General features: G+C 61.3%; 10 protein-coding genes. 6 read left to right on the forward strand and 4 right to left on the reverse strand.

Annotation, left to right across the window (positions count from 1 at the left end; genetic code table 11):
- Positions 1 to 51: 51 nt before the first annotated feature.
- On the forward strand, positions 52 to 1,911 hold the full coding sequence (locus tag ACWFVE_RS16070) for a methyl-accepting chemotaxis protein (protein ID WP_447530265.1): 1,860 nt from the start codon (positions 52 to 54) through the stop codon (positions 1,909 to 1,911).
- 22 nt (positions 1,912 to 1,933) lie between these two features.
- Here the strand turns inward: ACWFVE_RS16070 and ACWFVE_RS16075 are convergent, their stop codons facing one another.
- Positions 1,934 to 2,860: a LysR family transcriptional regulator gene (locus ACWFVE_RS16075; RefSeq protein WP_447530266.1), complete on the reverse strand. Its 927-nt coding sequence runs from the start codon at positions 2,858 to 2,860 to the stop codon at positions 1,934 to 1,936.
- Positions 2,861 to 3,032: 172 nt separating this feature from the next.
- Here ACWFVE_RS16075 and ACWFVE_RS16080 point away from each other — a divergent pair, with 172 nt between their 5' ends.
- Positions 3,033 to 3,809: a ferredoxin--NADP reductase gene (locus ACWFVE_RS16080; RefSeq protein ID WP_447530267.1), complete on the forward strand. Its 777-nt coding sequence runs from the start codon at positions 3,033 to 3,035 to the stop codon at positions 3,807 to 3,809.
- Positions 3,810 to 4,000: 191 nt separating this feature from the next.
- Here ACWFVE_RS16080 and glnK read toward each other — a convergent pair whose 3' ends face one another.
- From glnK to ACWFVE_RS16095, 3 genes are all read right to left on the reverse strand, one after another.
- Complete coding sequence (glnK, locus tag ACWFVE_RS16085; RefSeq protein ID WP_227389979.1) at positions 4,001 to 4,339, reverse strand: P-II family nitrogen regulator; 339 nt, start codon at positions 4,337 to 4,339, stop codon at positions 4,001 to 4,003.
- 188 nt (positions 4,340 to 4,527) lie between these two features.
- Positions 4,528 to 5,775 (reverse strand): ammonium transporter, encoded by a 1,248-nt coding sequence (locus ACWFVE_RS16090; protein WP_447530268.1) that lies wholly within the window; start codon positions 5,773 to 5,775, stop codon positions 4,528 to 4,530.
- 77 nt (positions 5,776 to 5,852) lie between these two features.
- Positions 5,853 to 6,191 carry a P-II family nitrogen regulator gene (locus tag ACWFVE_RS16095; protein ID WP_447530269.1) on the reverse strand — a complete coding sequence of 113 codons (339 nt, stop codon included), beginning with the start codon at positions 6,189 to 6,191 and terminating at the stop codon, positions 5,853 to 5,855.
- 335 nt (positions 6,192 to 6,526) lie between these two features.
- Here ACWFVE_RS16095 and ACWFVE_RS16100 point away from each other — a divergent pair, with 335 nt between their 5' ends.
- The 4 genes from ACWFVE_RS16100 (at position 6,527) to ACWFVE_RS16115 (ending at position 11,912) form a co-directional block, all read left to right on the forward strand.
- Positions 6,527 to 6,919: an accessory factor UbiK family protein gene (locus tag ACWFVE_RS16100; protein WP_447530270.1), complete on the forward strand. Its 393-nt coding sequence runs from the start codon at positions 6,527 to 6,529 to the stop codon at positions 6,917 to 6,919.
- A 218-nt stretch (positions 6,920 to 7,137) separates the two neighbouring features.
- On the forward strand, positions 7,138 to 9,267 hold the full coding sequence (locus tag ACWFVE_RS16105) for a TonB-dependent receptor (protein ID WP_447530271.1): 2,130 nt from the start codon (positions 7,138 to 7,140) through the stop codon (positions 9,265 to 9,267).
- A 127-nt stretch (positions 9,268 to 9,394) separates the two neighbouring features.
- Positions 9,395 to 10,255 (forward strand): ABC transporter substrate-binding protein, encoded by an 861-nt coding sequence (locus ACWFVE_RS16110; protein ID WP_447530272.1) that lies wholly within the window; start codon positions 9,395 to 9,397, stop codon positions 10,253 to 10,255.
- Between the two features lie 145 nt (positions 10,256 to 10,400).
- On the forward strand, positions 10,401 to 11,912 hold the full coding sequence (locus ACWFVE_RS16115) for a YifB family Mg chelatase-like AAA ATPase (protein ID WP_447530273.1): 1,512 nt from the start codon (positions 10,401 to 10,403) through the stop codon (positions 11,910 to 11,912).
- Positions 11,913 to 11,969 lie beyond the last annotated feature (57 nt).

Consider the following 11,969-nt stretch of genomic DNA (forward strand, 5'->3'; position numbering starts at 1 on the left):
CAAGACCGAATGGTCTACTCATTTACCCTCCTCCCTGACAGAGACCACGCCATGCTTTCTTCGCTACGCATGCGCATTTTGATAATCACCCTGGTGGTGATTACTTTAGCGCTCACGATCAACGCCGCGGTCAGCTACCTGACGCTAAAATCCCACAACGACAAGCAAGTGACCCAGCAGCTTGCCTCCATCTCCCAGGGCAATGCGCTGGCGCTCGAAGAGTGGATAGCGGCGCGGTCCTCCATGGTCGAAGCGGCGCGTGGCCCCGTGCTGACCGGTGATCCTCTTACACACTTAGTGCAGCTGGCAGATTCGGGAGGTTTCATAGCCGCCTTTTTCGGCCAAGTCGATGGTAGCCATCTTTCCTCCGACGGCTGGATACCAGGCGATGACTACGACCCTCGTCAACGTGGCTGGTACCAAGCCGCCGTTAACCAGGACAGCACCATTGTCACACTTCCCTACCTGGACGATAATAGCGGTCAGTTAGTGGTTACCTTGGCCTCCCCGGTCAAGCGCAACGGCCGTCTCGTGGGCGTGGTCGGCGGCGATGTCGAGATCGACAACCTGATCGAACAGGTCAACGCCATTCAGCCGACCCCGTCGAGCTTCGCCTTTCTAAGCAGCGGCGGCGAAACCCTGATCGCCCACCCGGATGCGGCGCTGACGCTTCAGCCGCTGACCGCGCTTAGTCAAACCCTCAGCCCGGCGACCATCGAGCGGCTCAACGCAACGCGTAACGCCTGGGAAGACATCGAGATCGATGGCCGACACAAACACATCGCCTCCACGCCCATTGCAGGCACCGATTGGGAGCTTAGCGTGGCGCTTGACGAGCGCGAAGCCACGGCGGGCCTGCGGGCCATGATCAGATCGGCGCTGGTGGTGCTGCTGATCATTCTCGTCGTCACGGCCTTACTGCTGAGCGTGTGGCTCAAACAGATGTTCAAGGGGCTCGAGCGTGCCCGGGACGCGCTGGACGATATCGCCAGCGGTGAAGGCGACCTGACCCGCCGCCTGCCCGAGCAAGGGCGCGACGAAGTGGCCCAAATCAGCGGCGCTTTCAACCGCTTCGTCGACAAGATGGAGTCGGTGTTGCTCGACGTTCGCACCAGCAGCCAATCGGTGCACCATGCGGCCAGCGAGATCGCCACCGCTGGCCAGGATTTGTCGCGGCGTACCGACAACACCGCCGCCAGCCTGCAGCAGACCTCCGCCTCCATCGAGGAAATCACCAGCACCGTGCAGCAAACCGCGGCGTCTTCGAAAGAAGCCAACAAGCTCTCGCAAACGGCGTCGGAAGTCGCCAATGAAGGCGGGCAAGTGGTCGCGGGTGTGGTGACCACCATGGAGGAGATCACCACGGCCTCGGACAAGATCGGTGAGATCGTCACCCTGATGAACAGCATCTCGTTTCAGACCAACTTGCTGGCGCTGAACGCCTCGGTGGAAGCCGCGCGCGCCGGCGAGCACGGTCGCGGCTTTGCCGTGGTGGCCGAAGAAGTGCGCATGCTGGCCAGGCGCAGCAGCGATGCGGCCAACGATATTCAAAAGCTGATCGAGGATTCCCAGAGCAAGGTGAATAACGGCACCACTCTGGTGCGTAACGCCGGCGCCACCATGAAAAGCATCGTGGAACACATCACCCGCGTGTCCGACGTGCTCGAGGAAATTACCGCCGCGACCGGCGAGCAGAGCGACGGTATCAACCAGGTCAACATCGCGGTGGCCGACCTGGACCGCATGACCCAGGAAAATGCCGCCATGGTGGAGGAGTCCACCACCGCCGCCGAGCAGCTAAAAGAGCAGGCGAATCACCTGGCCGTGACGATCGGCAGCTTCAAGCTGTCCGAGCGCGCAAAACCGCCGCTGACGGAGAATCAATCCACGCGCTCGCTGCCGTCGTTCTAACCCTGAGCCCGAACCTTTCCTTCTAGGGCACCGGCGGTAGCGCGATATCGTCGCTGCGGCTGGCACCGGCGGTCATCTCGCGACACAGGCGCAGAAACTCGCGCACGCCGGTGGTCAGGTACTTGTGACGGTGCCAGATGAAGGTGAACTGGCGCTTCAAATCCAATTCCGGTGTGGGCAGCTCGACGAGGCTTCCCCGCCGGAAGGCGTCGCGCAGCGCAAGTCGCGAGACGCAGCCGATGCCAAGGCCCGACTCCACCGCACGCTTGATGCCCTCGGTGTGCTCGAGCTCCAACAGCGTATTGAAGCGGCTGCGGCGATGTCGGGCGGCATGCTCCAACGTCATGCGCGTCCCCGAGCCCTCTTCGCGCATGATCCAGTCCTCGCGTAAAAGCTGCTCGAGTTCCAGATGCTTGCGCCCGGCAAGCGGGTGGCGCGGTGAGCAGAACACGCATAGTTCGTCCTCGACCCAGGGCTGGCTGACGATCATCTCGTCGTCGCACTGCCCTTCGATCAAGCCCAAATCCAGCGAGTGCTGGCGCACCCCTTCGATGATATGACGCGTATTACGCACCGCCAGCCGCACACGGCTGCCGGGGTAGCGCTGCATGAAGTCGCTGATCAAAAGCGTGGCCAGGTAGTTGCCGATGGTCAGCGTCGCCCCTACTTCGAGCGCCCCCACGCCCTTCTGGCCGCGCAGAAGCTCCTCCACCTCTTCGGCCCGGTCCAAAAGTGCCACCGCCTTGGGCAGCAGTTGAAAGCCCAAGGCGTTGAGCTTTAGCCGCTTGCCCAGCCGGTCGAGCAGCTGACAGTCGAACTGGCGCTCGAGCTCGGTAAGCGCCGTGCTGGTGGCGGATTGGGACATGGCAAGCGCGCGCGCCGCCTTTGAGACGCTTTCGTGCTGGGCGACGGCCACGAAGACCTCGAGCTGGCGTAACGTATAGTGCATACCCGGCCTATATCGATTTTACGGATAACGTTTATCAGTATAATTGACTTAACAGATATGCGCTTGCTGTTTAGACTTGGCGGCAACATACCTAACCGCTCTTATTCTTTTTGAGAATATGAAATGCGAATGAGTCCTTACTCGCGTCGTCATTCGCACCCAAGGAGTTGTCATGAGCAAGTTTGCCCTGGAAGACGTGCTGAGCGTCCATCACTGGAACGATACCCTGTTCAGCTTTCGTACCACGCGGGAGCGCAGCCTGCGCTTCAAGACCGGCCAGTTCGTCATGATCGGTCTGGAAGTGGACGGCAAACCGCTAATGCGCGCCTACTCCATCGCCAGCCCCAACTATGAAGACCACCTCGAATTCTTCAGCATCAAGGTACCGGACGGCCCACTCACCTCGCGCCTTCAGCACCTTCAGGTGGGCGACCAGATCATGGTGAGCCGCAAGCCCACCGGCACGCTGGTGTGCGACGACCTGCTGCCCGGGCGCAATCTCTACATGCTCTCCACCGGCACGGGCCTGGCGCCGTTCATGAGCCTGATTCAGGACCCGGAAGTCTACGAGCGCTACGAAAAAATCGTGCTGGTTCACGGCGTGCGCGAAGTCTCGGAGCTCGCCTACGCCGACTTCATCACCAAGGAGTTGCCCGCTCACGAATACCTGGGCGAAGAGATCGCCGAGAAGCTCGTCTACTACCCCACGGTGACCCGGGAAGAGTTCCACACCATGGGGCGGCTGACCGACCATATTCGCAGCGGCAAGATTTTTGAGGACACGGGCCTGCCGCCCATCGACCCGCGCCAGGATCGGGCGATGATCTGCGGAAGCCCGGCGATGCTCGACGACACCAGTGCGCTGCTCGACGAGCTGGGCTTGAATATCTCGCCGCGCATGGGCGAACCCGGCGACTACGTGATCGAGCGGGCGTTTGTCGAGAAGTGATGGGCTGGTGAATGGTGAATGGTGAATGGTGAATGGTGAATGGTGAATGGTGAATGGTGAATGGTGAATGGTGAATGGTGAATGGTGATGTTCGGCGCCACCTTCATCGCGATACCAACAAAAAACCCCTGCTGGAGATACTCCGCAGGGGTTTTTTACTACTCACGATTCACGACTAACTATTTACCCCTTTATACCGCGTCCTTACCGGTTTCGCCGGTACGGATACGAATGACCTGCTCCAGCGGCATGACGAAAATCTTGCCGTCGCCGATTTTGCCGGTATTCGCTACTTGGGTGATGGCCTCGATGACCTGTTCGGCGAGCTCGTCGTCGACAGCCACTTCCAGCTTCACCTTGGGTAGAAAATCCACCACGTACTCGGCGCCGCGGTAAAGCTCGGTATGGCCTTTCTGACGGCCAAAGCCTTTGACTTCCGTTACGGTAATCCCCTGCACGCCGATGTCCGAGAGGGATTCGCGTACGTCATCAAGCTTGAACGGCTTGATAATGGCTGATATGAGTTTCATGGTGACATCCTCTCGCTTGCTGTCCGATTGTTGTGGGGCAGACGTTCACAACGACGAAACCGTTGCCCGCTTCCCCAAGCATACACCGCTACCGCCAGAGAATAAAAAAGCCTCCCACGAGGGGAGGCCGTAAGCTCACTATGTTGCGTCGTTGTAAATGCCACATCGTTGTAAAAGGACCGCTTTGGTTATTTCTTGACGCTGAACTCCGGGTAGGCTTCCAGACCGCACTCGGCGATATCCACGCCTTCGTACTCTTCCTCTTCGCTGACGCGGATGCCCATGAGGGCTTTCAGCACCAGCCAGACCACCAGGCTTGCCGCGAAGACCCAGCCGAAGATACCGACGATGCCGATCAGCTGCGCGCCGAAGGAGGCGTCACCGTTATTCAATGGCACGGCGAGCAGGCCCCAGATGCCCACGACCCCGTGCACCGAAATCGCACCGACCGGATCGTCCAGCTTGAGCTTATCGAGTGTGACGATGGCCGCCACGACGATCAAACCACCCACGGCGCCAATAGTGGCCGCCCCCACCGCGGTGGGAGAAAGCGGGTCGGCGGTGATCGCGACGAGCCCTGCCAGCGCCCCGTTGAGCGCCATGGTGAGATCTGCCTTACGGAACCACAGCTTGGCGAGTACCAGCGCGGCGAGCACGCCGGCGGCGGCGGCGGCGTTGGTATTCACGAACACCTGGGCGACGTTATTGGCCGAGGCGACATCCGACAGTTTGAGCTCCGAGCCGCCGTTGAAGCCAAACCAGCCCATCCACAGGATAAAGGTACCGAGTGTGGCCAGTGGCATGTTGGCACCAGGAATGGCGTGAATGGCGCCGTCACGACCGTACTTGCCCTTACGCGGGCCCAAAATCAGCACGCCCGCGAGTGCGGCGGCCGCACCGGCCATGTGCACGATGCCGGAGCCGGCATAGTCGGAGAAGCCGGCCGCGTCCAGCCAGCCGCCGCCCCAGGTCCAGTAGCCTGAAACCGGGTAGATGAAGCCGGTCATCACCACGGCAAAGGCCAAAAACGCCCAGAGCTTCATGCGCTCGGCCACCGCGCCAGAAACGATGGACATGGCGGTTGCCACGAACACGACCTGGAAGAAGAAGTCAGAGCGCATAGCGTAGTAGGGCGCGTCTTCACCGCCGCCGAGCACCGCGTCCACGCCGTTTTCAGCGCCGATCAAAAAGCCCAGGCTTGGCAAAAAGCCGCCTTCGCCGCTGGAGTACATGATGGTGTAGCCCACCAGCAGGTACATGGTGCAGGCGATGGCAAACAGCGCGATATTTTTGGTTAGAATTTCCGCGGTGTTCTTGGAGCGCACCATACCGGCTTCCAGCATTGAGAAGCCGGCAGCCATCCACATGACCAACACGCCGCAAATCAAAAAGTAAAACGTATCGAGCGCGTAGCTCAGATCGGTTACCTCGTTCATGAGTCGTTCCCCGTCTACTAAAACGTTGTATCAAGCAAAAATGCTCACAAAATCGCCGTGTGACTTATTGGTTCGGGTTATACGGCGTCGGCACCGCGCTCGCCGGTACGAATACGAATGACGTCTTCAAGCGGCGTGACGAACACCTTGCCATCGCCAATTTTGCCGCTGTTCGCCGCGCTGCAGATCGCATCGAGCACGCTGTCCAGGCGATCGTCGTCGACGGCGATCTCCACCTTCACCTTGGGTAGAAAATCCACGACGTACTCGGCGCCGCGATAAAGTTCGGTATGGCCTTTTTGACGCCCAAACCCCTTTACCTCGGTCACCGTGATCCCCTGCACACCGTTATCGGCAAGTGCTTCACGGACATCGTCGAGCTTGAATGGCTTGATGATAGCGGTGATGAGTTTCATCCCGGAGCTCCCCTGCTGGATAAATAGCGGCGCCGCCGCCTGAAATTAATGCCTTGCCTCGATAATGCGCATACCGTGCCATTCATTAAATTTAAATAATAAATCAGCCACTTAAGCCTGAAGCCAAGGTAAACCGCGCGCTTTGCCATGCGCTAACCCGGTGCATGGCAAAGCGGACGCACTATAAGAGTGCGCCCGCCAAACCACATCGCTTCATTTTGATGCAACCAAAAAAGTCGCCGTCCAAACGCACGTGAAACATGCGTATTTCGCTTGGGTTGCGTATCCTTACGAGAAAGCCGTTCACATTTATGCGTTCGTATCAGGAGATAGCCATGGCGACCCAAGACCGCATTAGCCGACTCGCACAGCAAATTGGCGACCGCTTGCAAAATGCCTCTCACGCACCGGAAGACATTCAAAAAGGCGTACAGCAAGTCATGCGCGGCGCGTTTGATCGCATGGAGCTGGTGTCCAGGGAAGACTTCGATATTCTAATGGATGTGCTCCAACGCACCCGCTCGCGGGTCGAAGCCCTGGAGCGCCAGGTGGCCAACCTGGAAGCCTCGATCGACGCAAGCCAGGCCGATAAGGCAACGCCCATGGAAGCCGAGGCGCAGACCACGCCGGCCCCCCAAGAGCCCGCCAAAAAGACGCCCAAGCCGCGCGCCTCTTCCGCCAAGGCGGCCAAGGATGCCACGGGCTCGGTGGACGATCTGGGCGAGTAGCTCGTTGCAAGATGCCCTTGAGAAGTCTTTTATAACAGCATCTTAGGGCAATCACTCTAAAAGCGACGCGCGGCTTATTCCCTTTGCCGCGCGGGCACGCTGATGTTCGAAGCGCCGATCCACACAGATTGATATAAAAAATGAGAACACCTATCATTGCGCTTTGCAGCGTCGATGAACGGCGTTCTATCAATAACAATCTGCTTTCTGGATCACTCATGACTCGCTATGTCGCCCTAAGCGCCGCTTTGTTGAGCGGTACTTTCCCCTTGATGGCCCTTTCTCAATCCCAATCGACCAGTAACGCGGAACCCGTGGCCCAGGACACGCTGGTGGTAGTCGGTTCACGCACGCCCACCCAAATCAGCCAGATCCCGGGGGCGGTACACGTGGTCGAAGGGCCCGAGCTGCAGCAGCAGATCAACGCCGGGGGCGATTTGAAAACGGCGCTGGGCCGGCTGGTGCCAGGGCTGGATTTCGGCCCCCAAGGGCGCACTAATGCAGGGCAGAACATGCGCGGGCGCAGCGTTCAGGTGCTCATCGACGGTGTATCGCTGAATAACTCCCGCGGTCTGTCGCGTCAGTTCGACGCCATCGATCCATTCAATATCGAGCGCGTCGAGGTGCTGTCAGGCACCAGCAGCTTGTACGGCGGTGGCGCGACGGGCGGCTTGATCAACATCATCACCAAGCAAGGCGAGCGCGGCGGCCCCCACTTCGAGACCCAAGCGAGCGTCACCAGTGGCTTCAACACGCGCCACGATCTCGACCGGCGCCTTTCCCAGTCGGCCAGCGGCGGTAATGAAACGGTACAGGGCCGCATTGGCGTATCCTTGATGGAAAACGGCCGCCAGTACGACGCCGGGGGCGATGAAATCTTCCCCGATATCGCACAAAGCGACCTGCAGGACAATCGCCAGCTGGATATCCTCGGCAACCTACGCGTCGAGCTTGACGACGAACAGACGCTGATGCTCAGCGGCCAGCTTTATGACTCCGGCAAAGAGGGCAACCGCGGCGTCTACTACCCGAATTTGGCCGCCCCCACGCCGAACCTCGACGGCGCCGATATCCGCGACGGCTTCACCGCGGATCGCGAACCGCGTACTGACCGCAAGATGGTCAGCGCAAGCTACCACCACGCCGACCTTTTGAATCAGAATTTCTACCTGCAGGCGTTTCATCGGGAGGAGGAGTCGAGTTTTTACCCCTTCCCCTACGCCGCCCAGGACGGCGGTTACTACTTCGCCGCCTCTCAGCAGAACACCCAGCTTAGCGGCTTGAAGGCTCTGTTCTCGGCAGATCCAAACGACGATCTCAATGTGACCTACGGCGCGGACCTGGACCGGGAGTCGTTTGACGCCTCGCAGATGCGTTTCGATCGCGCCGCAAGCGATAGCTCCGGCGGGCTCGTACAGCGCGCCGATCGCGTCACGCCCCGCTATCCGGGTTTCGATATCGACACGCTGGCGCTGTTTACCCAAAGCGAGTGGTGGGCCACGGACCAGCTTCAGCTCAGCGGCGGCATTCGCCACCAACGCATGGACGTGGACATCGACGATTTCAACGACGTGCCCGGCGGTTCCAGCGACTACGACGTCACGCTCTATAACGCCAGTGCCCTGTATGATTTCGACAACGGCCATCAGAGCTGGCTGGGCTACTCGGAGGGCTTCGAGCTGCCCGACCCGTCCAAGTATTATGGCCGCGCCGGGCAAACCGTGGCGGACAACCCGCTGGACGGTATCAAGACCCGGCAAGTCGAGCTTGGCTGGCGCTACCAGGGCGGCGACTGGTTAACCCAAGCGGCGGTCTACTACGCCTGGTCGGACACCGCCATGGAGCTCGACGACGATCTCAATGTGACCCAGATCGACGACGACCGCCGCGACTACGGCCTGGAAGCCTCGCTCACCCGCTTCATCGGCCACCACTGGGAAGTGGGCGGCACCCTGCACGCGCTGGCCTCCGAACGCAAGGTAGATGGCAGTTGGCAGGACCGCGGTATTACCGTAGCCCCTTACCCCTCCCAGGACAGCCTGACCGCCCACGTGGCCTGGCAGGATGACGCGCGCACGCTGCGCCTTCAGGGCAGCCACGCCCGCCAGTACGAAGACGCCGAGGGCGATAGCATCGACAGCTTTACCACCTTCGATGTGATCGGAAGCCAGCAGACCGATATCGGCACCCTGAGTTTGGGAATCAGCAATCTGACCGACAAGCAGTACTCCACGCCCTGGGGCCAGCGCGCCGTGGGCTTCTATTCGCCCAACTATGGGCCGGAGTATCTCTACGACTACCAGGCCCGGGGGCGTACGTTCACCCTAGGCTGGTCGCTTGAGTACTAGAGCGCAGCTCAAAGGCCACGTCCGCGTTTCGTCCAGGCTAGCGGATGGGCGTTTTAGCGCGGCGTGGTTTGCACGCAAGAACGATTATCGTTTAAATACCGGCTGACTCTTCAAGCGACGCCTCGTCATGCGCTCTAACGCCACCACGACTTTCATTCGCGGCCTGCTCTTCGTAGCGGGCCTGCTGCCGTTGACCGCCCAGGCCCAGTGGGCCACCCTCGATTGGACCATTGCCGAGACGCTTTTGGCGCTCGACGCCCCGGTCAGCGGCGTCGCCCAGATCCCCGCCTACCACGACTGGGTCGGCGAGCCGCGCATTCCCGATGACGTCACCGACCTGGGGCTTCGCCAGCAGCCCAATTTCGAGCTGATGGCGCAGTCGCCGCCGGAAGGCTTTTTGATATCGCCCATGTTCGAAGGGCTGACGCCAAAGCTTGAGCGCATCGCTCCCGTCACTTCACTTCCGCTCTACTCGCCGGGCGCGGACACCTGGCAGGAGATCATCGACTTCACCCATCGCCTGGGCGAGCAGACCCGGCGCGAGGCGCAAGCGCGCGCGCTGGTCGACGACACCGAGACACTGCTGGAAAGCCTGCGCAGCGACGTCCCGACGGCCACGCCGCCGCTTTTGATGATTCAGTTCATGGACGCCCGCCACGTGCGGGTATTTGGCGCGAACAGCCTCTACAGCGCGGTACTGGAGCGGCTGGGCCTTGAGAATGCCTGGCAGGAAGGGACCAACGCCTGGGGGTTTTCACTGGTCGGGGTCGAGGCGCTCGCGCGCCATACTGAGGCGACGCTGCTGATCATCGACCCGATCCCCGCCGGGGTGGAAGACGCACTGGCCCGGAGCGGGCTCTGGCAGCACCTGCCCGCCATCGAAAACGACAACGTCATTCGCCTGGCACCGGTATGGAGCTTCGGGGCGCTGCCCTCGGCCCAGCGCTTTGCTCGGGAGCTGAGCTCGGCGCTGTCGCATAGCGAGTGAACAGCCACCCGACCGCGTCGCCCTCTCGGCTAAACGATTTGCGTTTGACTTGCCCCTAATTTCCCCTGGCGCCTACCCAGCACGTGCCAAATACGTTAAGTTTAATTTTCAAAAGAAAAATTAGACATCTGCACAGGGGGCGGGGATGACGCTTGCCATTGTCAATACGCGTGCCGGTGTGGGGCTTGACGCCCCGGCGGTGCAGGTCGAGGTACATCTGGCCAACGGCCTGCCGGGGCTGACCCTGGTCGGCTTGCCAGAGGCCGCCGTGAAGGAGAGCCGCGAGCGAGTGCGAAGCGCGCTGGTCAATGCGGGCTTCGATTTCCCCAATACCCGGCGCATCACCCTGAACCTGGCCCCGGCGGATCTGCCCAAGGAGGGCGGGCGCTTCGACCTGCCCATCGCGCTGGGCATTCTCGCCGCCTCCGGCCAGTTGCCGGTCGATACGCTGGAAGACATCGAGTGCGCCGGTGAACTGGCCCTGGACGGCAAGCTGCGCCCGGTGCCCGGTATCCTGCCGTTTGCAATGGCCACTAAAACCGCCGGGCGCAAGCTGATCGTGCCCCAAGCCTGCGCCGACGAGGCCGCCCTTGCGGGTAACGGCCTGGACGTGCTGCCCGCCGCGTCGCTTTGGGAAGTGGTCGCTCATCTGCTGGATCAAACCCGCATCACGCCCCATGTGCTACCGGCCCCGCCGAAGGCAAAAAACCCGGCGCCGGACCTTTGTGACGTGCGCGGCCAGCACCAGGCGCGCCGGGCGCTGGAAGTCGCCGCCGCCGGGGGCCACAACCTGTTGCTGGCGGGCCCGCCGGGCACCGGCAAAACCATGCTGGCCAGCCGCCTGCCGGGCATTTTGCCGCCATTGAGTGAAGACGATGCCCTACAGGTCGCCGCGGTGCGCTCGGTATGCGGGCTGGCACTAGAGGCAGACTGGGGCCAGCGGCCCTTTCGCCAACCCCACCACAGTGCCAGCGCCGCCGCGCTGGTGGGCGGCGGCTCGAAACCCAAACCCGGCGAAATTTCGCTTGCCCACATGGGCGTGCTGTTTCTGGACGAGCTGCCGGAGTTCTCGCGAAGCGTATTGGAAGTGCTTCGTCAGCCCCTGGAAACCGGGGAAATTCATCTGTCACGCGCCAGTCACGAGCGCCGTTATCCAGCCAGGTTCCAGTTAGTGGCCGCCATGAATCCGTGCCCGTGCGGGCATTTGGGTGACCCACGCAGCCGCTGCCAGTGCACCGCCAGCCAGATCCAGCGCTATCAGGCGCGGCTTTCCGGCCCGCTTCTCGACCGTATCGACCTGCAGGTAGAAGTGCCGGCGCTTCCGCCGGAGCAGCTCACCGCCCAGACCCAGGGCGAATCGTCTGAGGCGGTGCGCGAGCGCGTAATGGCGGCCCGAGCGCGTCAGATGGCGCGTGGCGCGCTCAACAGCCAGCTCAGCGGCAAGGCCCTGGAAGCCGCCTGCGATTTAAACGACGAAGAGCGCACCTGGCTTGCCGGGGTGCTGGAACGCCTCAAACTTTCGGCGCGAGCCTACCACCGGGTGCTGCGCGTGGCGCTAACACTTGCGGATTTACAGGGCGAACCCAAACCCGGCCAACCGCACCTGATCGAGGCCATCGGTTACCGACAGTTGGACCGGCTGTTGAAGGGTGGCTGAGGGTCATTGGCGCTAATTTTTCCGGAGTGGAATTAGGCGCAGACGAGCTTGATTGGG

The organism is Vreelandella mediterranea, assembly GCF_970647075.1.

Excerpts from the sequence above, each read along its gene's own strand:
- glnK (WP_227389979.1), bottom strand. The coding sequence starts at position 4,339 with ATGAAACTCATATCAGCCATTATCAAGCCGTTCAAGCTTGATGACGTA.
- ACWFVE_RS16090 (WP_447530268.1), bottom strand. The coding sequence starts at position 5,775 with ATGAACGAGGTAACCGATCTGAGCTACGCGCTCGATACGTTTTACTTT.
- ACWFVE_RS16070 (WP_447530265.1), top strand. The coding sequence starts at position 52 with ATGCTTTCTTCGCTACGCATGCGCATTTTGATAATCACCCTGGTGGTG.
- ACWFVE_RS16075 (WP_447530266.1), bottom strand. The coding sequence starts at position 2,860 with ATGCACTATACGTTACGCCAGCTCGAGGTCTTCGTGGCCGTCGCCCAG.
- ACWFVE_RS16105 (WP_447530271.1), top strand. The coding sequence starts at position 7,138 with ATGACTCGCTATGTCGCCCTAAGCGCCGCTTTGTTGAGCGGTACTTTC.
- ACWFVE_RS16100 (WP_447530270.1), top strand. The coding sequence starts at position 6,527 with ATGGCGACCCAAGACCGCATTAGCCGACTCGCACAGCAAATTGGCGAC.
- ACWFVE_RS16095 (WP_447530269.1), bottom strand. The coding sequence starts at position 6,191 with ATGAAACTCATCACCGCTATCATCAAGCCATTCAAGCTCGACGATGTC.
- ACWFVE_RS16080 (WP_447530267.1), top strand. The coding sequence starts at position 3,033 with ATGAGCAAGTTTGCCCTGGAAGACGTGCTGAGCGTCCATCACTGGAAC.
- ACWFVE_RS16115 (WP_447530273.1), top strand. The coding sequence starts at position 10,401 with ATGACGCTTGCCATTGTCAATACGCGTGCCGGTGTGGGGCTTGACGCC.
- ACWFVE_RS16110 (WP_447530272.1), top strand. The coding sequence starts at position 9,395 with ATGCGCTCTAACGCCACCACGACTTTCATTCGCGGCCTGCTCTTCGTA.